At 44.3% G+C, this 22,000-nt stretch carries 19 protein-coding genes; 18 read left to right on the top strand and 1 reads right to left on the bottom strand.

The window, feature by feature from the left end; translation table 11 throughout:
* The first annotated feature begins 51 nt into the window (after window positions 1-51).
* From FEM55_RS09690 to nagA, 18 genes are all read left to right on the top strand, one after another.
* Window positions 52-2,556 (top strand): SLBB domain-containing protein, encoded by a 2,505-nt coding sequence (locus tag FEM55_RS09690; RefSeq protein ID WP_138281125.1) that lies wholly within the window; start codon window positions 52-54, stop codon window positions 2,554-2,556.
* A 1-nt stretch (window position 2,557) separates the two neighbouring features.
* Window positions 2,558-3,634: a GumC domain-containing protein gene (locus FEM55_RS09685; protein ID WP_138281124.1), complete on the top strand. Its 1,077-nt coding sequence runs from the start codon at window positions 2,558-2,560 to the stop codon at window positions 3,632-3,634.
* Window positions 3,634-4,467, top strand: a complete 834-nt coding sequence (locus FEM55_RS09680) for an ABC transporter permease (RefSeq protein ID WP_138281123.1) — start codon at window positions 3,634-3,636, stop codon at window positions 4,465-4,467. The genes FEM55_RS09685 and FEM55_RS09680 overlap by 1 nt, the downstream gene beginning before the upstream one ends.
* 14 nt (window positions 4,468-4,481) lie before the next feature.
* Complete coding sequence (locus FEM55_RS09675; RefSeq protein WP_138281122.1) at window positions 4,482-5,741, top strand: ABC transporter ATP-binding protein; 1,260 nt, start codon at window positions 4,482-4,484, stop codon at window positions 5,739-5,741.
* A complete protein-coding gene (locus FEM55_RS09670) occupies window positions 5,734-6,810 on the top strand; it encodes a DegT/DnrJ/EryC1/StrS family aminotransferase (RefSeq protein ID WP_138281121.1) in 1,077 nt (358 codons plus the stop codon). Before FEM55_RS09675 ends, FEM55_RS09670 begins: the two co-directional genes overlap by 8 nt.
* Window positions 6,811-6,819: 9 nt before the next feature.
* Window positions 6,820-8,868: an ArnT family glycosyltransferase gene (locus FEM55_RS09665; RefSeq protein ID WP_138281120.1), complete on the top strand. Its 2,049-nt coding sequence runs from the start codon at window positions 6,820-6,822 to the stop codon at window positions 8,866-8,868.
* Between the two features lie 8 nt (window positions 8,869-8,876).
* Window positions 8,877-9,575, top strand: a complete 699-nt coding sequence (locus tag FEM55_RS09660; protein WP_138281119.1) for a WbqC family protein — start codon at window positions 8,877-8,879, stop codon at window positions 9,573-9,575.
* A 2-nt stretch (window positions 9,576-9,577) separates the two neighbouring features.
* The gene (locus FEM55_RS09655) at window positions 9,578-10,234 is read left to right on the top strand and encodes an acetyltransferase (RefSeq protein ID WP_138281118.1); all 657 of its coding nucleotides are present in this window, start codon (window positions 9,578-9,580) and stop codon (window positions 10,232-10,234) included.
* A gap of 67 nt (window positions 10,235-10,301) precedes the next feature.
* Complete coding sequence (locus FEM55_RS09650) at window positions 10,302-11,525, top strand: glycosyltransferase family 4 protein (protein WP_138281117.1); 1,224 nt, start codon at window positions 10,302-10,304, stop codon at window positions 11,523-11,525.
* Window positions 11,522-12,505, top strand: coding sequence for a glycosyltransferase (locus FEM55_RS09645; protein ID WP_138281116.1), 984 nt, complete (start codon window positions 11,522-11,524; stop codon window positions 12,503-12,505). The genes FEM55_RS09650 and FEM55_RS09645 overlap by 4 nt, the downstream gene beginning before the upstream one ends.
* On the top strand, window positions 12,505-13,269 hold the full coding sequence (locus FEM55_RS09640) for a DUF5672 family protein (protein WP_138281115.1): 765 nt from the start codon (window positions 12,505-12,507) through the stop codon (window positions 13,267-13,269). The genes FEM55_RS09645 and FEM55_RS09640 overlap by 1 nt, the downstream gene beginning before the upstream one ends.
* 6 nt (window positions 13,270-13,275) lie before the next feature.
* Window positions 13,276-14,229 carry a hypothetical protein gene (locus FEM55_RS09635; RefSeq protein ID WP_138281114.1) on the top strand — a complete coding sequence of 318 codons (954 nt, stop codon included), beginning with the start codon at window positions 13,276-13,278 and terminating at the stop codon, window positions 14,227-14,229.
* Window positions 14,230-14,254: 25 nt separating this feature from the next.
* On the top strand, window positions 14,255-15,142 hold the full coding sequence (locus FEM55_RS09630) for a glycosyltransferase family 2 protein (protein ID WP_138281113.1): 888 nt from the start codon (window positions 14,255-14,257) through the stop codon (window positions 15,140-15,142).
* Window positions 15,139-16,467 carry a hypothetical protein gene (locus FEM55_RS09625; protein ID WP_138281112.1) on the top strand — a complete coding sequence of 443 codons (1,329 nt, stop codon included), beginning with the start codon at window positions 15,139-15,141 and terminating at the stop codon, window positions 16,465-16,467. The genes FEM55_RS09630 and FEM55_RS09625 overlap by 4 nt, the downstream gene beginning before the upstream one ends.
* A 64-nt stretch (window positions 16,468-16,531) precedes the next feature.
* Entirely contained in the window at window positions 16,532-17,581 is a 1,050-nt protein-coding gene (locus FEM55_RS09620; protein WP_138281111.1) for an acyltransferase family protein, read from the top strand.
* A gap of 108 nt (window positions 17,582-17,689) precedes the next feature.
* Window positions 17,690-17,986, top strand: a complete 297-nt coding sequence (gene trxA, locus FEM55_RS09615) for a thioredoxin (protein ID WP_138281110.1) — start codon at window positions 17,690-17,692, stop codon at window positions 17,984-17,986.
* 12 nt (window positions 17,987-17,998) lie between these two features.
* Window positions 17,999-18,562 carry a pentapeptide repeat-containing protein gene (locus FEM55_RS09610; protein ID WP_138281109.1) on the top strand — a complete coding sequence of 188 codons (564 nt, stop codon included), beginning with the start codon at window positions 17,999-18,001 and terminating at the stop codon, window positions 18,560-18,562.
* Window positions 18,563-18,622: 60 nt separating this feature from the next.
* Window positions 18,623-19,735, top strand: coding sequence for an N-acetylglucosamine-6-phosphate deacetylase (gene nagA, locus FEM55_RS09605; protein WP_229209181.1), 1,113 nt, complete (start codon window positions 18,623-18,625; stop codon window positions 19,733-19,735).
* Here nagA and FEM55_RS09600 read toward each other — a convergent pair.
* Complete coding sequence (locus FEM55_RS09600; RefSeq protein ID WP_138281108.1) at window positions 19,732-21,930, bottom strand: B12-binding domain-containing radical SAM protein; 2,199 nt, start codon at window positions 21,928-21,930, stop codon at window positions 19,732-19,734. The two genes, nagA and FEM55_RS09600, sit on opposite strands and share 4 nt — an antisense overlap.
* Window positions 21,931-22,000: the final 70 nt, after the last annotated feature.

The following is a 22,000-nucleotide window of genomic DNA, read 5'->3' as shown; positions in this document are numbered from 1 at the left end:
TTATGTAGTTTTAATTAATTATCAGCATTTTAATAGTACAAAAATATTCATATGAACAGATTCGGATTGATCAGTAGTTTTAAAAGCATTTTCCCATATTTCCTCAGTTTCATATTTTGTACGCCTGCCCTTTCTCAGGTCATTCCTGGGGTACCATCTACAACTGCACCGATCCTGACATCTCCTGTACAGGGAAATCCGACAACCGGTAATCCAAGAAGCAACACAACAGGCACTGGCCAGGGCAATCAGCAATCCGGCTCCATACAGCAGCAGGCTGGAAACCAGAACGCTGCAAACCAGCAAAATGCCGAAACTCAGGTGAATGACAAAGGAAAAAATGCTGCTAATCAAGCTTCCGATTCACAAAACCAGAGTAAAATAAACTCCGAAACTTCTGCTTTATTAACACCGGAAGAGCAGGAAAAGCTCGCTTTACGGCAAAAAATATTCGGATATTCCATTTTTGCAAACAAGCAGCTAGACCCTATCCCAAATCTGGATATTGCAACTCCTACCAATTACATAGTCGGGCCTGGCGATGAACTGAAAATTTACCTCTACAACTATGCAGAAAGTACTCATAATGTTATCGTTACCAAAGACGGTTTTATTTCTCTGCCGCGCGTAGGAAATGTTTATGTGTCCGGTAGAAGTATTGAAGAGGTCCGGAAAATACTGATCGACAAGTTTTCAAAATTTACGCCCGGACTGATCGGAACCAATGGTGAAACGGCCAGAACCAAACTCACGGTATCCTTGGGTGAAGTCAGATCTGTAAAGGTGTTTGTAACAGGCGAAGTCATCAATCCGGGCACCTATGAACTGCCTTCGCTCGCCTCTGCCTTCAACGCATTATATCAGGCGGGCGGACCGAACGAAATTGGATCTTTCCGTGATGTACGCGTTGTCAGAAACGGAAAAGTTGTATCGCGTATGGACATCTACGATTATCTTGTCAATGGTAAAATCGATGGCGATATCCGTGTTCAGGACAACGATAATATCATTGTCGGTTATTATCTGAAACGCGCTGAAATAACCGGAATGATTAAACGTCCAGGCATTTACGAAGTAAAACCGGAAGAAAAACTGATGGATGTGATCCGTTATTCCGGCGGGTTCAATGACAAGGCGTACCGGGCAAGGCTCAAAATTCAGCGGATTACTTCAAAAGAGAGAAAAATGCTGGACGTCTCGGAAGAGAACTATAACACTTTCGATCTGGTATCCGGCGATTCGATCCATGTAGAAACCGTTCTGGACCGCTTTGAAAATATCATTACCATTCAGGGTGCCGTCATGCGTCCCGGTGATTATTCGCTGGACAACAGCCCGTCGCTGAAAAAACTGATCGATAACGCGCAGGGGTTACGAGAAGATGCATTTGTAGGCCGAATCAGTGTGCTAAGAACCCGCGAAGACCTGACCATCCAGAATATCTCGCTGAATTACTCGGATATTGTCAATAACGTCATTCCGGACCTTGTACTGACCCGACTGGATCAGGTTATTGTTCCTTCCAAATTCGATATGGCCGAAAGTGCTTACGTGAGCGTGGAAGGAGAAGTCAATAATACAAAGATCAATGTGAATGACGGGAAATTCCCCTATACGATCGATATGACGCTGGAAGATCTGCTCGTTCAGGCGGGCGGCCTTAAAGAATCCGCGTATAATTCTGAGATAGAAGTAATCAGGCGTAAAAGAAACAGTGTTGCAGGCGCAGCAAACGCGCAGATTTCGGAAGTATTCAAGTTCAATGTAAACCGCGACCTTTCGATGAACAGCAAAGAGTCCAACTTTGTGCTGCTGCCTTTTGATCAGGTTACCGTTCGCAAGTCGCCCAATTACGTAGAGCAGCAAACCGTTTTTCTGGAAGGTGAAGTGCTTGTTCCCGGACCTTACACGATCATCAATAAAAATGACAAGATAAGCGATATCATCCGAAGAGCCGGCGGGCCTACCGAGCTTTCCTATCCGGAAGGAGCCACCTTGCTGCGAAGAACAGTTGTCCGCAACCTGGAACAGCCGACTGATTTTGACCAGATCGAACAATCGGAAACGAGCATCAAGAAAGGCGCCATCATCGGCGACGTACCGAATGTCAAAGAAGAATCCATTGGCATCAAACTGAAGAACATTCTTAAAAACCCCGGTTCTTTTGAAGACCTGATCGTTCAGGAAGGTGACATCATACGTATCCCGAAAAGACTGGAAACGGTTCAGGTTACAGGCTCTGTTCTGTATCCGACAACGGTCAAATATGGCAAGGGAATGTCCTTTACGGATTATATTTCGCAATCCGGCGGTTTTACGGTACAGTCTCTTAAAAAGAGTTCCTATGTAAAATACCCCAACGGAAATGTGGACCGCACGAGAAGATTTCTGTTCTTTAATGTATATCCGAAAGTGGAACCGGGATCAGAAATTTATGTTCCTTTGCGGACTGCACCAATACTAAACACACAACAAACAATTTCAACTGCTACCGGCTTATTGAGCTCAGTCATGAGTTTGATCTTTGCGGTTCTAGCTTTCCGAACCATCCGATAAAATGTCCGCTACACTAACAACACAGCCAGTTCCTGAGGACGAATTAACGCCGAAGGACGTCATTGAAAAGGTACTTGTAGTTAAAACCGCTATCCTGCGCAATTGGAAAATGCTGTTGCTTTTGCCAATTATCGGTTTCGGAATCGGCTATGCCATGGACACCTATATGAAAACGCCGAACAAGTACGAAGCCAACGTGGTATTTAACCTGGGCAGCGGAAGTCAGGCTGCCGGACTGGGCGATGTAGCCGGTTTGCTTGGACTGGGTTCTGCGCCGGACGCCAATATTTTTACAGGAGAGAACTTCTTCTACTTTGTAAAATCACGTCCGGTTCTGGAAAGAAACCTGATGAAAGAAGTGGATGTTCACGGAAAGAAAATGATCCTTGCCAATTTTTACATTGATTCCAGCGGGATCAAAACTTCGGACTGGGAGGAAATGCCGTACCGGCAGAATTTTCATTTTACAACCAATGATATTAACAAACTGGATATGAATTCCAGGGTTGTGCTGAATGAAATCGTTAAAAAAACGGCTGGCGCAACCGACATTGCGTCACTTGACCGTAAATCTTCCTTCATTTCGCTTTCCTGTACTATGGAAAATGAAACACTTGCAGGATTATGGGTAACTACGCTGCTGAAAACCGTAGAGGAAATGTACACTGCAAACCAGACCCAGAAAACAAGTAAAACGCTGCGACTGCTTACAAACCGCGCCGATTCCCTAGCATCCGTACTGGGCATCGCAGAACACAAACTGGCCAAGCAACTGGATTACAGTCAACAGCTGATGTTTCCCGAGGCGAAGGTGACGGCCAGCAGTATGGAAAGAAAATCAACTTTCCTCCAGCAGCTTTATTACGAAGCCATGGCCAATGCGGAGAAAATGCGTGTTTCGCTTATTCGCGAAGCGCCACTTTTTACCGAAATCGAAGGCATTAAAGTTCCGCTTGACATGAAGTCGGAGGATAAAAGAAGAGCGAAGATCGGCGCTCTGGCCGGTTTGATGATCGCGCTGATTTTTACCTATTTCAGAACCGTTTTCACCACTGTTCCCAAAGCAGCAAAAGCATAATGGCAGGACAACACACAATTACGATCAAGGCGGGCGGATCTGAAAAGGATTACTGGAAAGATTTATGGCTGAACAGACAGCTGCTCTGGATTTTGTCCAAAAGAGATATTTCGGTTCGTTACAAACAAACGCTTCTAGGCGTTGCATGGAGCGTTCTGCGGCCGCTGGCGACCATGATCGTAATGGTTTTTGTATTCAGTTATCTTGCAAAAATCAAAAGTGATCCCGGCATTCCGTATCCGTTAATGGTGCTGAGCGGCCTGACGATCTGGACGTTCTTCTCAAATACCTTTACCCAGATCAGCAACAGTATCCTGATCAATTCCAATCTGGTTTCAAAAGTCTACTTTCCGAGATTGCTGATGCCGCTCAGCTCGATTGCCGTAGGTTTTGTCGATTTTCTGATCACATTCGGCATTTTTCTGTTACTTACTTTATTTTTCAAACATCCGATCAGCTGGCATATTGTATTTCTTCCTTGCTTCATTTTACTTACATTTATTACTTCATTGGGTTTCGGCCTCTTTTTTGCAGTGCTGAATGTACGTTTCCGGGACATAGGTCAGTTGATTCCGTTTCTGGTGCAAGTCGGAATGTATGCTTGTCCGGTCGCTTACAGCAGTACGCTGGCCCAGGGCACATGGTTTGAAAAATATTACAATCTGAATCCGCTTGTCGGCATTATTGATGGTTTTCGCTGGTGCCTTCTAGGAGATCAGGCTTATTTTAATCCGCAAAGTCTTTACTCAACAGCTGTATTAAGCATTATCATATTGATATTATCTTTGATTTACTTTCGTAGAAAAGAAAACACTTTCGTAGATCATATCTGAAATTACACTTAAGCATGCCTGTAATCGTAGCTGAAAACATCAGCAAAAAATATATTATTGATCACCAACGTAAAACCGGTTCTCCAAGCCTGCGTGATATTGTTACGGATACCTTGGACAAATGGTTTTCCGGCAAGCGGGACGATTCAGGATTTGCTGAAAAGGAAGAGTTCTGGGCATTACGCGATGTCAATTTCAGTATTGACCAGGGCGATCGCATCGGGATCGTGGGACATAACGGTGCCGGAAAATCTACTTTACTGAAAATACTTAGCCGGATTACAGAACCCACAACCGGCCAGATCAAAATAAACGGCAGAATTGCCAGTTTGCTGGAAGTTGGCACCGGATTTCATCCCGAACTGACCGGACGTGAAAATATTTTTCTTAACGGCGCCATACTCGGCATGTCCAAAAGTGAAATCAGGCAGTCATTTGATGCGATCGTTGATTTTGCCGGTGTGGAAAAGTTTCTGGATACGCCTGTTAAAAGATACTCGTCCGGCATGTATGTAAGGCTCGGGTTTGCCATTGCTGCACACCTGAACCCTGAAATCTTGATCGTGGACGAAGTTCTCGCAGTTGGAGATACGGAATTTCAGAAAAAATGTCTGGGTAAAATGCGCGATGTTTCGGAAAGTGGCCGGACGTTACTGTTTGTAAGTCACAATCTTACCGCTATTCAGGCACTTTGCAACAAATCTTTTTACTTCGAAAAAGGTCGGCTGATTGATCAGGGCGAAACCACACACATCATTACCAATTACCTGAGCAAGGTTTCGCATAAAATGCTGGAAAAGCATTGGGACAACATAGAAAGTGCGCCCGGAAATGATCAGGTCAGGATCAAAAGTTTCAGACTCATCCCTGAATATCAGGATGATCTTCACCATATCGACGTAAGAACGCCGGTCAGTTTCGAGTTTGAATTCTGGAACCTGATCGAAGAAGCAAATCTGAACCTGAGCATGCATTTATACACCTTTACAGGCGAATGCATTTTTAACGTAGGAACACAATCGGAATCTTTTGCCAAAGGACTTGTCAGCGGAAAATGCGAGCTGCCGGGCAATTTCCTGAATGACGGCTCCTATGTAGTTTCCATGATGATTGTAAAAGATACGAGTACCGTTCTTTACAATATGGAAGAGGCGCTTGTTTTTGATATTGAGGATTATCGTGAAAATGTTACCTGGTATGGCAAATGGCCCGGATATATTCGCCCTCAACTTAATTTTTCCATTCGCCAAATTGAACATGCAGTGAATGATTAACGTCACAAAGACTTTTTTACCCGATCAGGAGAAATATCTGCAGTATGTCCGGGAAATTTGGGAACGCGGGTATCTTACAAATAATGGCCCGCTTTTGCAGGAACTGGAAGCGCAGTTAAAAAATTACCTGCAGGTCGATCATCTTTATTTCTGCGGAAACGGCACTATCGTTCTGCAAATTGCAATCAAGGCACTGGAGATTACCGGCGAAGTCATTACTACTCCGTTTTCCTATTGTGCCACTTCCAATGCCATTCTCTGGGAAAAATGTACGCCGGTGTTTGTGGACGTTGATGCTGCCAGTTTCAATATCAATCCCGATCTGATCGAAGCTTCCATTACGCCCGCTACAACGGCCATTCTGGCCACGCATGTGTACGGCAATCCCTGCGATGTTGAAAAGATTGAAGCTATAGCCAAAAAGCATAACCTGAAAGTGATTTACGACGCCGCACATGCATTTGGCGTCAAGTACAAAGGCCGCTCCCTGCTTTCATTCGGGGATATCAGTACATGCAGTTTTCATGCAACCAAGGTTTTTCATACCATTGAAGGCGGGGCGCTCATTTCCAATCACCCCGAGCTTGACAGGAAACTATCTCTTTTGCGCGCTTTCGGGCATCAGGGCGATGAACATTATCTGTATGCCGGCATAAACGGTAAAAATTCCGAATTTCATGCTGCCATGGGCTTGGTAAATCTGCCGCATGTTCCGGAAATTATTCATGCAAGAAAAGAAGTCTTTGCGGCTTATGACCGTTTGCTGAACTGGGATTTGCTTTACAAGCCGGTCCTGAGCAAAGACATTGAATATAATTATGCGTACTATCCTGTTGTATTTTCTTCAGAACAGGTGATGTTCCGTGTTATGGAAGCTTTACGGGTGGAAGAAATCATTCCGCGCCGATACTTTTATCCGTCTTTAAACACACTTTCGTTCATGCCGAAGCAAATTGCATGTCCGGTTTCAGAAGATATTTCAGCAAGAGTGTTAAGTTTGCCATTGTATGTCGGGCTTCCGTATTCGGATATAGAGCGGATCGCCGGCATTATTAACGGTCACTTATAACCATAGTTTATGGTCCTGCTTTATTGGCTAACATTCTTACTGTTTATATACGGCATTGGTTTTGTCGCAAAAAGAATTGCTCAACAGTCGCTTACAGAGTGGATCATTGTATGCTTCGTTTTGTTTGTCGGAAGCATTATTCCAACCGGATTTGTATTATCAGCCTTTAATCTTACTGCTAATAGCTATGCATGGATGGCAGGTACTTTCCTTGCGCTTGCACTGCAATATGTAATCTGGAACATTTTGATCCTGCAAAAACCGGATTATAAAATTCGTGGCGTTCTGTCCAACCGGGCTGTTACATTCCGGTTATGGATCAGGGAATTGTCTCCGTACCTGAAAACTATTTTCCTGATCCTGTTCGGAACGATGGCCATTATTGCAGTTACGAACCTGATTCTGGTACTTTTTACGCCGCCAAACGAATGGGACAGCATGACCGGACACCTGAACCGGGCAATACGGTACATTCAGCGCGGTACGATGGAACATTTCGGCGGTACCAACTGGAACATGGATACGTATCCGAAAAGTGTTACAACCATTCAGATTTACACGTATCTGATCAGCGGGAAATTTGAAAATGCGTTCAAACTGATTCATCATCTTTCCTATTACATCACGCTGATTTCGGTATTTGGAATCGCGCAGCGCATCGGAAGGAATCTCTCGGCGAGTTTTTTCTGCGCCCTGGCTTACGCCATGTTCCTTGATTTTCTGATGCAGGCGGTCACCACGGAAACTGATATTGTATTAACTGCGTATCTGAGCTGCCTGCTTTACTTCCTGTTTACCTATTTTACGACGCGGGAAAACAAATACCTGTATCTGGCGGGCATGACATTCGGAATTGTATTCGGACACAAAATCACCTTTGCGCTGCTGCTGCCTTCGGTTTTTGTCATCATGCTTTATACCGTATTTCTGGCGCCGAATTTCAATATTTTCCTGAACCGGTTTGTAAAACTGGCAGCTGCCATTTTCATAGCGGTTCTGATTTATACGTTGCCAACGGGCTATATTAAAAATGTCATGGTTTTCGGGCATCCGATCGGGCCGCCGACTGCATTAAGGCATCAGTCCATTGAACGCGCGGGGCCGTTGTCCAATCTGTTTGAACAGGGAAGCCGGAATGTAGTTCGCTATGCGTATGATTTTTTCAATCTGGACGGCATCCGGAATGCGCAGTGGGGTTATAATCTGAATACAGTCGTACGCAAGCCGATTGTAGTGCTGGAAGACAAACTGCATATGCGGCTGGACGAAGAAACCGATTTCTCCATTGTGCCGTTCAGTTTTCAGCGGCGTTTCGATTTTTACAATGCTAATCCGTACTGGGGAATTTTCGGATTTGCACTGATTATTCCCTTGCTAATTCTGGTTTTGATCCGTGTTTTCCGTTCACGCGTGCACTGGTTTCTGGCACTGGCGTTCTGCCTGCATTTTGCCGCCATTTCCTATTCCGCGCCGTACGATCCGTTTAAAGGACGTTATTTTATTGAAACCGGGCTTTTCGGCGTACTGTTTCTTTTGCTGTTGTTTTCGCATCACCGGCTGTCCATTACAAAGCCGAGAAGGAATGTGTGGAAAGGTTATGTTTTACTGATTGTTTTTCTGGCCTGCGTTTCAGCAGTTATGTCGGTTTATCTCAACATTCGCTGTCTGCCGATCGGTGCATATGGCTACAAATCAGCTTTAAAAACAGAACGCATCGCATTTCAGACCTTTGCCCGCCCGGACGTCACGAAAGCATATCAGCATTTTGATTCCATCGTTCCGCAGGATGCTACAGTGGCGCTTGCGACCATTAACGACGACTTTGAATACCCGCTTTACGGTGCGAAACTCACGCGCAAGCTGATTTCGATCAATCCGTTTGAACAAGGATTGAAGCCCGTTCCCAAAGAAGCTGATTACCTTTTTTACGCAAAAAGTGTAATTAATGACACCAGTCGTATAAAATCTTTACCGGAGGATATACGTTTAGGTTCTGACACAACATTTACAAACCTCATCGTTAAAGGAGAAGATTATTATTTAAGAAAGCTCAAATAACCGTATCAATGACCATTGCCATCATGCAGCCCTACATATTTCCTTATATAGGGTATTTTCAGCTCATTCATGCGGTTGACAAGTTTATTTTATACGATGACGTCAACTTTATCAATAAAGGCTGGATCAACCGGAACAATATTCTTGTTTCCGCGCAGCCGCACCTCTTTACAATTCCGCTGAAAGACGCAAGCCAGAATAAACTGATCCATGAAGTTGAATTGTCGAACAGCGATCCGTGGCAGAAAAAGCTGCTGAAAACAATCCGGCAATCGTATCAGAAAGCACCGTATTTTGAAAAGGTTTTTATTCTGATTGAAGAAATTGTAAATTTAAAAGTTCAAACAATTCATGAGCTTGCCACAAGTGCCATACAGCAGACCTGCGCATTTCTGGAAATTCAGACCGTCATTGAACCTTCCTCAACGATCTATAAAAATACCCATCTGAAAGGGCAAAACAGGATACTCGATATCTGTAAACAGGAAAACGCGGACCATTACATCAATCCGATCGGAGGAATGGCGCTTTATGACAGGCATATATTTGAAACGGAAGGCATCAAACTTGATTTTATCAGCAGTAAATCATGCCCGTATCCGCAGTTTAAAAATGCCTTTGTACCCTGGTTATCCATTATCGATTTGCTGATGTTTAACAGCCCGGAAGAGATGATGAAACATTTAAAGGCTTACGAACTGATTTAAGAATGGCCAAGATTATTGTTTTTGGAGTACTTGATACCGCAGAACTAGCACACTATTATCTGACGCATGATTCGGAACATGAGGTGGCTGCCTTTACCGTAAACCGCCAGTATATGCAGGAAGAGCAGTTTAAAGGATTGCCTGTTGTGGCTTTCGAAGACGTTGAAAATCTTTTTCCGCCGGGAGAATACGCCTTTTTTGCCCCGATGACGGGCCGGAACATGAACCGGAACCGCGAAAATATTTACAATGAGGCCAAAGCAAAAGGGTATCCGTTTATTTCCTACATCAGCTCACGCGCTACGATTTTTGATAATGCAATCGGTGAAAACTGCTTTATACTGGAAGACAATACCATTCAGCCTTTTACGACTGTCGGGAACAATGTTGTGATGTGGAGCGGCAATCACATCGGCCATCACGGGCAAATCAAGGATCATGTTTTTTTCACTTCACATGTCGTACTTTCGGGGCATTGTGTTGTGGAACCGTACTCTTTTTTCGGCGTGAACAGTACAATTCGCGATTACACTTGCATAGCACAGGGCACGTTGGTTGGGATGGCGTCTGCAATTACCAAAGAAACCGAGGAATGGAGTATTTATGTCGGAAATCCGGCTAAAAAAGTGCCGGGTAAAAAGAGTTTTGAAGCTTACTGATTTACTTTCCGCAAAAGAGATTTGTAATCGGGTGATCCAGGGTTTGAGATAGCAATTTATTTGGTTAATGGAGCAGAAGAAAATACTATTTGTAAGTCACGACGCAAACAGGGCGGGCAGTCAGCTGCTGCTTTTGCAGTTGCTGAGGCTTTTGAAAGAAAGGAAAGTTCCCATGCACCTTCTGCTTTGTAACGGCGGCGAGCTGGAACGTGAATTCGAAGAAGTAACAAGTATCACAAAGCTTTACCAGAACTTTAAAGTAGCCCCTGCACCGCTTACCGGCAGGCTGCTTAAAACGGTCAATCTGTACAGAAGATATCAGGAACGCTCCGTGCAGAAGATCAACGACCGGATTATTGCGGAAATCGAACTTCAGAACATCGGGCTTGTATTTATAAACTCCATTGCCAATGCGGGCGTTTTTCATGATTTCCTGAAATTCCTTAACCATTTGCCGCTTGTGTTGTTTGTACACGAACTGGGCATGTCGGTAAAAATTTACACGCACGAAAAACACCTTCATTTCCTGCTTAAAAAGACAGACGACCTCATTGCCGTTTCCAAAGCAGTTGCCAGTTATTACATCAAAAGGTTCGATTTCCCTGAAAGCCATGTAAGTACCTTTACGCTTTTCGATCATGAACATATTGATCAGAAACTGAAATCGGTCCAGCGCGATTTACTTGAAAAAACATACCATATTCCAAAGGATGCCATCGTGATCGGCGGCTGCGGCAATGCGGAATGGCGTAAAGGAAACGACATTTTCAACTGGATCGCAAAAAGCGTGATCCATAAAACCAGTCCGCTGCCTGTTTACTTTGTGTGGGTCGGCGCCGGGCCTCAGCATGAAATTTACGAACTCATAGAAAGCGATATCCGCCAGATGGGTTTAAGCGACCGGATCATTCTGGTCCCTCCTACCCCGCATGCGCTGGATTATATCAACCGTTTCGATGTACTGCTGCTCAGCTCGCGCGAAGACCCGTATCCGCTGGTTGTACTGGAAGCCGCTTTACAGGAAATCCCGGTTGTATGCTTTGACAATGCCGGCGGCGCACCGGAACTGATCGAGTCGGATGCAGGATTTGTGATCCCGTTTATGGATCTTTCGGCAGCATCGGACGCCATTATTCAGCTTATACTTGATCCTTCTTTAAGAGAAACGCTGGGCCGCAACGGCCGCAAAAAGGTTTTGGAAAGGCACAATACGGATAAAAGTCTTGCCCGCATTGAAGCCATCATTCAAAAGTACTTACCCTTACAGGTTTCGGAAAATCATAATCAATGACCATTGCCTTTACGATTTGTTCAATCAATTATCTGGCTCAGGCGCGGACTTTAGGCGACTCCCTGAAATCGACCAATCCTGAAATAAAATTCATTATCGGGCTTGTTGATTCGGTTAAAAATGTGGTTTTTGATGAAAGCTACACGCCTGAATTCCCGATGATTGAAATTGACAGGATTGACATAAAGGATTTTCAGGAAATGGCCGGCAGGTATAATATTACCGAACTGAACACGGCCGTCAAACCTTTTTATTTCACTTACTTTTTCAAACAATACCCGGAAGCTGAAAACGTCATCTATTTTGATCCGGATATCATTGTATTTCAGCCTTTAACCGGGTTACTCGATTCTCTTGCAAAGCATAAGGCCGTTCTGACGCCGCACATCAATTCACCGATTGAAGACCGCCTTGTCCCGAACGAACTGCATCATTTGAATACCGGGATTTATAATCTTGGCTTTGCTGCATTCCGGCGTTCGGAAGAAACGACGAAGTTTGTTCACTGGTGGGAAGAAAAACTGCGTTATGAATGTCTGATTGATCTTTGCAACGGTCTTTTTGTAGATCAGAACTGGATGAATTTTCTGCCGATTTTTATGCCGGAAACGCATATTGAAAGAAACCCGGGCTACAATGCAGCTTACTGGAACCTGCACGAGCGCACTTTTTCCGTGAAGAACGAGACGGTTTTTGTAAATGAAATTAATCCGCTGATTTTTTTTCATTACAGCGGCTACGATCCTGAAAAACCGGATGTGTTGTCGAAATATCAAAACCGTTTCGAGTTGAAACAACGCGCGGATCTCACCATACTGTTTGACCTTTACAGAAACAAACTTCTGGAGAACGGAAATGCCTATTATCGCAAATTTCCGTGTTCTTATATCAGGCCGGCACAAATCCGGCGTTATCAGAGAGTGAGAAAATGGCTGAAAATGCCATTGCGATATTTAATTGACCAGCTGGAAACAACCTGATGAAAGAACTTGTATCTGTAATAATCCCCATACTGAACCCCGAAATCAATCCTACGGAAGAAAAACTTCTGCATCATTGCCTGGAAACACTCGCCAGCTTTCCGCTGATTTTTATTACTTACGAAGGTGCGGATTTGTCCATTATCAAAGAGCATAACGAAAATATAGACGTCGTTCATTTTCCCCAAAAATATTTTAAATCCCGGCAGCATCTTTCCAGTCTGCTGCTCATGGAAGATTTTTATGATCGTTTCAACTGGTCGGAATTCCTGCTTGTGCATGAACTGAACAGCTGGATCGTGAAAGATGAACTGTATTACTGGTGCAAGCAAGGTTATGATTATCTGAAAGCCGGGCCTGTTTATAACGATGTGATTTCAGCTAAAAATAATTCCATTTCCAGATTTCTGGGCATGAATGAAGCGGAGAAAACCTCATTTGCAAACGGCTATGAAAATAACGGACTGTACCTTTGCCGGATTGAACGGATGACAAAAGCATTGAAAGGGAAAAACAGGGAAGCGCATCAATACCGGCATACGGAGAATATGCCCAATGCGGATTCTGTTTTCTGGGATATCGAAGCCAACCGTTTCTGGCCGTATTTGCGAAAACCTACAGATATTGTCCGAAACCATTTTGCATTGAATGCCATTACGCTGGACAATACCGAAACCAGAAACCTGCCATTTGCACTGACCGGAATTTCCAGATCAAACATTCAGCAATTGCCTTATTTCAAAACCTTGCCGGAAGCAGAATAATTACGCATGAAAATCCTTTTTACCGTTTGCAACCGAACAAACCTTGCCCACGCACTCGTTCTGGCCGATTCTGCACGGCTTCATCAGCCGGACTCTGCTTTTTATGTATGCTGGATTGATTCGGTTCCATTGAACAATCTTCCGGCACATATAAATTTACTTACCGCAGATCAGGCCAACTTTCCGGCGTGGAATGCCATGCAGCAAGAGTACTTTGACTATGAACTGCCTGCGGCATGCCGGCCATGGTTTGCACTGGAACTGCTCCGGCTGCATGAAAACTGCACCCGGCTTACATTTTTGTCGCCGTCTGTTTTTCTGAACGCGCCTTTTGATGAAGTTGTAAGTTCGGAAGCAACTTTTTTCCTGACCGTAAATATTCATAAACCTTTGCCGCATTCCCGGTTTCTGGACGATAAAAGAATCCTGAATGCAGGCATGTTCCATTCCGGAAGTTGGACGCTTAAACCTTCGGAAACAACGCTCCGCGTGCTGAATTGGTGGGCCGAACGTACTGCCGACCGCGCCCGATTCGATCTTTGCAACGGCATGAACACGGATCAGTTATGGCTTAATTATGTGCCCGTATGGGTTCAGGAAACCACGCAGGTTTCGCATGCCGGCTGGCATTACGGACTCAACTCGGTTTTAAACAGAAATCTGGAAATCGGGAACGGCCAGTATCTTGTGGATCGGAAACCCCTTGTCTCACTCGATTTTGCCGGCCTTGACTTCTTTGATCCGATCTGGTCCGATCATATCGGACTGCTTTCGCACAACAAAACTTTCAAAAAACTTTTTGCTGATTACCGGGTAAAGGTTGAAGAGAAGAAAAAAATGCATGGCGTAAAAGGATTTCCTGAATATGGAAAAGTATCCGAAATCAAAGAAAACAGACTTTTCAGAAATAAATTTGCAAAAAGGTTAAAGGCCGTTTCCACATATATTGACCAGTTTTAACAATTAAAAGCGGAATCCGTACAGCATGAATTTCCTTAAAAAAAACACGCACGAATTGCGGAACTTCCTTTCCGGACTGAAAATGGATTCTGCAAAGCGTTCATCAAGTAAGTCTGAATTTCCCAAACTCACCGTCATTACGCCGTCGTACAATCAGGCAGATTTTCTGGAACGTACGATTCTCAGTGTTCTGAACCAGAATTATCCCAATCTCGAATACATTATTGTTGACGGCGGTTCTACTGACAAAAGTGTTGATGTAATCAGAAAATACGAAAAACACCTTTCCTGGTGGGTTTCTGAAAAAGACCGCGGCCAGGTTCATGCCATCAATAAAGCACTTGAAAAAGCGACCGGAGATTACATCAGTTTCCAGAATTCAGACGATGTTTATTTCCCGGATACTTTCAGGATTTTCGGGGAAGCTGCGCGCAAGAGTGCCGACGATATTCTGTATGGAGATCTGTACATGATCACAACGGACGACGAGGTTACCGAAATCCTCAAAACCACGTCTTATAACCTGAACTGCCAGATTCTGGAAGGCATGCAGATTCATAATCAATCTCTGTTTTTCAAACGTTCTCTTGTGGAAAAGTACGGAAAATTCGATGAAAGCTTCCGCTTTGCCTTTGATTATGAATTTATAACCCGCTATACGGCTGACAAAACGGCAACGATCCGTAAAGTGGAAGGACTTGGCGGTGCTTTAAGGGTTCATGCAGATGCAAAATCTTCCACCATTGCATCCGTTGGAAAAGAAGAACACCTCCGAGTGCAGAAAATGTACCTTACGGAAAATGCTTCCGCTCCTCTCAACAAAATAAGGTATCTTAGTTGCCGGATTCGTAAAGTAGCCTATTTCGCCTTGCGATTTGATTTCCAATATATCCGTTTCAGGTATTCAAGATGAATTGGAGTTTATTCAGCATCAGCAATAATTTCACCAACCTCCGATATTCGCTGGGCATCGCCATGATGTTCAACGGTTTCCCGCTGATTTTCTTTTTCCGGGATACGCTGGGTATCGGTCCGGCGAGCAGCGTGTTTACGGCCGCTTTTTTTACGCTTGCCCTGCTGCTGATGACACCGGTGCATCTTTTTAAAAAACTGTACAAACCCAACACGATTCTGCTGAATCTCGGGCTCGGATTTCTGCTGCTTACCTTTTATTACTTCCTGTTTATCAACTCGGTCGGAAAATCTGTTGCAGACATCGGCAATTATGTTTTTATTTTTGGCTTCATGGTTTTGCTGCTGCATGTTCCGAACGATGTCAAGGATACGCTCATTGCAGTTTTGTTTGTCCTTTCCTTTTTTGCCAATATTACACTGGTTTATTCCTTGCTGACGGACCCCAACTGGACGCCGGGCATGCGTGCAGCCGTAAGTTTTGCGAACGACGGCGCACAGCCGGGCGGAAATCCGCACATAACAGCCCGTAACGGCGTCATATGCATACTTACAGCCACGATTATGCTCGTCAGAACAAAGGGTATTTTCACCAAACTGTTCCTTTTTTTCTCTGTTCTGTTCAGTCTGGCCGTAGTTATTCTTTCGCTTGCGAAATCAAGTTATCTTGGTTTGGGGCTGATGATCGGCGCTTACCTGCTGTTTCAGTTCCGGGTTTCCAGTATTTTCTCAGCCGTCGGGAATGCGTTCAAATTCCGCAATATGCTGATCATCATCCTTATTTTTGCCGGCATTAACTATTTTCTCAACCGTTACGGCGATATTCTGAACCTTTTGCTTGGCTATTGGGACGTTTTTGAAAACCGGATTATGGATGTCATTTTTACATCAACGGGTTTGAAACTTTCCGAAACAGCCGATGTCGACTATTCTGCGATGGGGCGTGTCAGCGGTTTTGGCGAATTCATCGAAACACTTTTTTCATGGAATGTTTTTCTTGGAAGAGGATATAAATCCGATTATCTGGACGTTCCGATTCTGGAATCCTGGGTAAATCACGGCTTTTTCGGATTTGTTTTCTTTGCAGGTTTCAACTTTTTCCTGCTGATTTTTGCCATTCGCGAGATAAAAAGAAATACAAACCAGCTTACCATTTTCCTTGCCTATTTTTTCTTGTCGCTGATGGTTTTGCTCATCACCGGCGGAAGGCCGTACGACATTGCGTTCTGGTTTCCATATGCCGTTATGATCCGTTTTCTGGGAATCAGATATCCGCAAAGCATGAAGCCGGCCGCCGTAAACAGGCTTGCTGCGTCGGTTTCCTAAATTTAATATTCTCACCCATCAGAAATGGCATCCGGAAAAGCCGGAAAATATTTCGGCAACACACATGAAAGAACGAGTAGAACAACTTGACGGATTAAGAGGCGTATTTTCCATTCTTGTCATTGCTCATCATCACAATGCATTCAAAAGCTCCGTTTTTTACAATAACTTTTTTGTAATCCATTCCAGCCTTTTTGTCGACTTCTTCTTTGTCCTGAGCGGATTTGTTATTGCCATGAATTACATCGGTCGCATCCGCACTTCCGGAGATTTTGTAACATTTATCAAGAAACGCTTCATACGACTGTATCCGCTTCTGTTTTACACCGAGATCATTTTCATCCTTGCCAACCTGGCCGGAGAAGAAAGTTCCATGAAAAATGCCGGAAGCCTCGGTATCGAATATTACTTATCAACTGCGCTGGATACGCTTACGTTCATGGGTTCTACGCCGGTGTTCGGCAGCTGGATGAGCATTAATTATCCGGCATGGTCCATTTCCGCGGAAATGGTTTCCTACTTCGTCTTCGGGATTGTCATTCTGCTTCTGCCGCGATTCAAATACTTGTTTTTTGGCATGATTACCGCTGTCTCCGCCTTGTTCATCCTTTCCAGAGGCGAATATCTGCTGGCTTACGACTATGGTTTTGTACGCGGACTGCTGTGTTTCTGCATCGGCATTTACACGCATCTTTTGCTGAGTAAAAGAAGGTTTCGTCTGGCTGCACTTGAAATTCCTTTTCTGGCTTTTCTGGTTGCTGCCATGTATTTTACGCATCACTGGAACCTGAATTTATGGAAACTGGCTTTTCCGCTTATCTTTTCAATCGGAATTATCATTTTCGCAAGCTCCGACGGCATGGTTTCAGAACTGCTTTCCAGCAAGCCGTTCCAGTATCTGGGCAAAATTTCCTATTCCATTTACCTCAATCATGCCATTGTTCTCATTTTTGTCAATGTAGTTCTTTTCCGCATCCTGAAATCGCCGGCAACAGAACCAATGATCGGGATTTCGTTGCTGGCTTCCATTCTACTGACCGTTACATATTCTCATTTTACTTACGAATTCATTGAGAAACGAGTCGGCAGATTTCTCAAATCGAAACTGGAATGATGTTTTTTGTTCTTTTAAAAACCATCCTGAGTGCAGCTTCTTTTCAGGATTTCCTAAACCTTTCGCAGGCAGGATTGGTTAATTGTATAGGACTAAAAACGTAAAATCATGGCCACATTTTCAGAACTTATCAACAGCAACAAGCCCGTTCTCGTGGATTTTTCAGCCGAATGGTGCGGACCTTGTAAAATGATGAAGCCCATCCTGGAACAAGTGAAATCCGAGCTTGGAGATTCCGCCACAATCATTAAAGTGGACGTGGACAAAAACCAGTCTGCAGCGAATGCGTACAAAATTCAGGGTGTTCCGACATTGATCGTATTCAAACACGGCAAACCGATGTGGAGGCAATCGGGTGTTGTACAGGCGGATCAGCTTAAATCGGTTATCAAAAAATATATTTAATTAAACGTAAAAATGGCAGTAGGCAGCAATCTGGAATTTGTAAATAACGTTGATTTCAGCCGGGAACCGCTTCCGGACACCAGTTTTGAACAATATAAATTCACAAACTGTACCTTTTCGGATCTGGCTGGAATTGATTTTATCGACTGCATTTTCCAGGATTGCAACATCAGTAATGCAAGTGTGAAAAATTGCAAGATCTCCGACATTGCTTTTATTAACTGCAAACTGACCGGCGTCAATTTTTCCGAAAGCAAGGATTTTGCATTTGCGGCCAAATTTGAGAACTGCATTCTGGATTATGCCATTTTTGAACAGAAAAAGCTGAACAAAAGTGTTTTTAACAATTGCCGCATTCACGGTGCAGACTTCACGCAGGCGGATATGTCGAAATGCAAACTGAACAACTGCGATTTCATGGATACCGTTTTTTATAATACCAACCTAGCAGGCGCTGACTTTTCGAACAGTAAAAATTTCACCATTGATCCGGCCAGCAATAATGTCAAAAAGGCCAAATTCCTGGCTTCTGATCTGGCCGGCCTGCTTACCAGATTTGATATAATTATCAAATAGTATTTTGAACGGCTGCATTTTTTCTGTTAATTGAACAGACCGTAGCTTATAATCAGCCTTATGATGTCTGTTCAATTGTTTGCAGAAAAAGTTTATACCGGAAACAGCGTTCTTGAAAATCAGCTTATTCAGGTAATGAATGGTAAAATATCCGCTATGGAGTCTGCCATTCCCGATCCTGAGATCACCAAGGTTGCCAATCTGTCCGCCGGATTTTTTGACAGCCATATCAACGGCGGTGAAAGATATTATTTTACGCAAAAAGCGGATGAAGAAGCCATTGACGACATTTATAATGCCAGCGTAAGCACCGGAACAGCATACGTCCTTCCTACGCTGATTACTTCTCCGCCTGAGAATATTCTGAAAGGCATTGAAGCCGTTAAAAATTATCTTTCTGCCAACCCGGGTTCTGGCGTTCTGGGCATGCATCTGGAAGGGCCTTTTCTGAATCCTGTAAAAAGAGGCGCACACGTTAAAGAATTTGTCCGCGCTCCGACGAACGCCGAGCTGGAAGAAATTATCCGTTACGGAAAAGACGTGATCAGACTGATGACGATTGCGCCTGAAATGTTCACGGATGAGCAAATCCAGATGCTTGTGGAATCCGGAATTATCATTTCTGCCGGCCATTCCAATGCAACTTATGAAGAGGCGATGAAGGCATTTTCGCAGGGTATCAATCTGGTTACGCATTTGTACAACGCCATGTCCGCATTCGGCCATCGTCAGCCCGGGCTTGTAGGAGCAACTTTTGATTCGGAACAGGTGTACGCGCCGATTATCATTGACGGCGTGCATTGCGATTTTGGAGCTGCAAGTGTTGCCTATAAAATCAAAAAAGACAAGCTTTTTCTCATTTCAGATGCCTTGTTCCTGGGCGAAAAAGTCACTGAATTCAAATGGGGCGAATTTGATGCTTATCTGAAAAACGGAAGATACACGAATTCGGACGGAAATCTGGCGGGTGCGACCATTTCACTGGGCGACGCCGTGCGAAATGCGGTTCAGGTTTTGGGAATTCCTTTACAGGAAGCGATTGAAATGGCAACCATACGGCCGGCAACTGCGCTTGGAATGGCGGATCAGATCGGAAGTGTTTCCATAGGTTATCCGGCTGTTTTCACCACTTTTGACGATGATCTTCACATTTTTGAAGTACTGAAACTTTAAATCACCAGCAAGCCGCTGTGCTTTAAATCCTTCCATGTTTTTGAACCCATGAAATGCTCGAAACTTCCCAGTCCGGCAGCTTCGTAACCTGCTTTCAGTTGTTCCAAAGAATATGGCGCCGGATTCATAATCAGCAATTTTGGCAAAGTATCAACAAGCCATTCAGCCGTTTGCACTTCTGTTTCAACAGCCCACTCCTTTTTCTTGTCGTAAAAAACAAGTTCGGCAATTTCAATCGTTCCGGATCTGTGGCTTTCTTCAAAAACAGACATTTCCGGCAAATTTCCCATCCATACGGCAACCGCATTGGGCCGGTTCACAGCATCCGGCAATTCGCTGATGCTTTTTGCAATGTACTTCGGAGGAATGGAAGTTGCAGGAACATTGAAATCAAACCATTCGGAAAGCGGAAAATCAATGCAGACGCCGTGCATGTAATTGAAAAGTGATTTACGCAAACCTTCTGCAAAACGGTCGTGTTCAGCGCCAAGCGGATCTTTGTGTTCCAGATCATTATGGGCAAATTTTCCAGTATCCGGGCCAATCTTCATCACGTCAAAATCTTCCGGATGCAAGCCGACGGGACTGTGCGCAGTCATCGCAAACCGGTGCCAGAACCCGGACTGTACAATGCCGTTTTCAAATAACTGCCGCACCATTTCCAGCGCATCAATTGTTTCCTGTGCAGTCTGTGTCGGAAATCCGTACATCAGATACGCATGCACCATAATGCCCGCCTGCGTAAATGCATCCGCCACACGCGCAACCTGCGCAACGGTAACGCCTTTTTTCATCCGGTCCAGCAAACGGTCGGAAGCAACTTCCAGCCCCCCGGAAATCGCAATGCAACCGGACGCTTTCAGTAAAAGGCAAAGGTCATGCGTGAAGTTTTTTTCAAAACGGATATTCGTCCACCAGACTACGGTCAGTTTTCTTCTGATAATTTCCAGCGCAAGATCCCGCAATAATGCCGGCGGAGCCGCTTCATCCACAAAATGAAAGCCGTTCTGTTGAGTCTGTTCAATGATTTCTTCAATGCGATCACACAGCAAAGCAGCCGTTAACGGTTCATAACGGCGGATATAGTCGAGTGAAATATCGCAAAACGAGCATTTTCCCCAGTAGCAGCCATGTGCCAGCGTCAGTTTGTTCCATCTTCCGTCACTCCACAGCCGATGCATCGGATTGACGATCTCGATAACGGACAAGTAATCATTCAGAGGCAGATCGCTGTAATCGGGCGTTCCGGTATCCCGTTGCGGCACATCCTTTTCTCTGGCTCCGTTATGATAAATCACTTCGCCGTTTACACAGGAATAAACCCTTTTGAGTTGAGAAATTTCTCTTTTTCCGTCCAGATATTCCAGCAATGACAAAAGCGGTGCCTCGCCATCGTCCAGACAAATAAAATCAATGTAATTGAAAACGCGGGGTTCTTTCAGAGAACGAAGTTCGGTATTTGGAAAACCGCCGCCCATCACGACTTTAATCTCCGGATAATTTCTTTTGATATATTGTCCGCACTTGAACCCGCCGTAGAGATTGCCAGGAAACGGCACAGAAATACAAACCATATCCGGCTGAAATTGCTGTATTTTTTGTTCCAGCAAATCCGTCAGGATTTCTGATAATAGTGTGTTTGGCATTTCAAGTGCCTTTTCCATTTCGTCAAAGTGCGTTGCGGACCGGCCAAGGCGTTCGGCATAGCGGCTGAACCCGAAATGCGGATCAATCGCTTCCTGGATCAGATCACCAATATCTTCCAGATAAAGTGTGGCCAAGTGCCGCGCTTTGTCATGAATTCCCATGGTTCCGAAAGCCCAGTCCATATCTTCAAGCTGTTGAAACCGGCTGGCTTCGGGAAGGTAACTGCGGTCACAAATGCTGTGGGCCAAAGTCGGATTACGATTTTTAAGAAACCTGATGACCGGATCAATCGTGCTGATATATTCCTTACTGAGCGCATAAACTCTGAAACTGTTCTCGGAAAGCTCCATGTCAGAATCTTCAAGAATGGCAAACATCCTTTTCAGGCCTTTGGAAGAAAACAATTCGAGGATCACATCAATACCCAGATCAGCCTGATACGACGTTCTTCCCAGTGTATTCAGAAAACCTTTCAGATAAGCTGTTGCAGGGTAAGGCGTATTTAACTGTGTAAACGGCGGAGTTATGAAAAGTGTTTTCTTTTGCACAATGCTGATATTCTTGAAACTGCAAAATTAAGTGTTTTCGAAATCAATGCTCTTTGAGCAGTCAGATTAC

The sequence above is a fragment of the Dyadobacter sediminis genome (assembly GCF_005860765.1).
GTDB lineage: Bacteria > Bacteroidota > Bacteroidia > Cytophagales > Spirosomataceae > Dyadobacter > Dyadobacter sediminis.
This window is presented reverse-complemented; position numbering and strand designations above follow the sequence as displayed.

Excerpts from the sequence above, each read along its gene's own strand:
- FEM55_RS09690 (WP_138281125.1), top strand. The coding sequence starts at position 52 with ATGAACAGATTCGGATTGATCAGTAGTTTTAAAAGCATTTTCCCATAT.
- FEM55_RS09685 (WP_138281124.1), top strand. The coding sequence starts at position 2,558 with ATGTCCGCTACACTAACAACACAGCCAGTTCCTGAGGACGAATTAACG.
- FEM55_RS09680 (WP_138281123.1), top strand. The coding sequence starts at position 3,634 with ATGGCAGGACAACACACAATTACGATCAAGGCGGGCGGATCTGAAAAG.
- FEM55_RS09675 (WP_138281122.1), top strand. The coding sequence starts at position 4,482 with ATGCCTGTAATCGTAGCTGAAAACATCAGCAAAAAATATATTATTGAT.
- FEM55_RS09670 (WP_138281121.1), top strand. The coding sequence starts at position 5,734 with ATGATTAACGTCACAAAGACTTTTTTACCCGATCAGGAGAAATATCTG.
- FEM55_RS09665 (WP_138281120.1), top strand. The coding sequence starts at position 6,820 with ATGGTCCTGCTTTATTGGCTAACATTCTTACTGTTTATATACGGCATT.
- FEM55_RS09660 (WP_138281119.1), top strand. The coding sequence starts at position 8,877 with ATGACCATTGCCATCATGCAGCCCTACATATTTCCTTATATAGGGTAT.
- FEM55_RS09655 (WP_138281118.1), top strand. The coding sequence starts at position 9,578 with ATGGCCAAGATTATTGTTTTTGGAGTACTTGATACCGCAGAACTAGCA.
- FEM55_RS09650 (WP_138281117.1), top strand. The coding sequence starts at position 10,302 with ATGGAGCAGAAGAAAATACTATTTGTAAGTCACGACGCAAACAGGGCG.
- FEM55_RS09645 (WP_138281116.1), top strand. The coding sequence starts at position 11,522 with ATGACCATTGCCTTTACGATTTGTTCAATCAATTATCTGGCTCAGGCG.
- FEM55_RS09640 (WP_138281115.1), top strand. The coding sequence starts at position 12,505 with ATGAAAGAACTTGTATCTGTAATAATCCCCATACTGAACCCCGAAATC.
- FEM55_RS09635 (WP_138281114.1), top strand. The coding sequence starts at position 13,276 with ATGAAAATCCTTTTTACCGTTTGCAACCGAACAAACCTTGCCCACGCA.
- FEM55_RS09630 (WP_138281113.1), top strand. The coding sequence starts at position 14,255 with ATGAATTTCCTTAAAAAAAACACGCACGAATTGCGGAACTTCCTTTCC.
- FEM55_RS09625 (WP_138281112.1), top strand. The coding sequence starts at position 15,139 with ATGAATTGGAGTTTATTCAGCATCAGCAATAATTTCACCAACCTCCGA.
- FEM55_RS09620 (WP_138281111.1), top strand. The coding sequence starts at position 16,532 with ATGAAAGAACGAGTAGAACAACTTGACGGATTAAGAGGCGTATTTTCC.
- trxA (WP_138281110.1), top strand. The coding sequence starts at position 17,690 with ATGGCCACATTTTCAGAACTTATCAACAGCAACAAGCCCGTTCTCGTG.
- FEM55_RS09610 (WP_138281109.1), top strand. The coding sequence starts at position 17,999 with ATGGCAGTAGGCAGCAATCTGGAATTTGTAAATAACGTTGATTTCAGC.
- nagA (WP_229209181.1), top strand. The coding sequence starts at position 18,623 with ATGATGTCTGTTCAATTGTTTGCAGAAAAAGTTTATACCGGAAACAGC.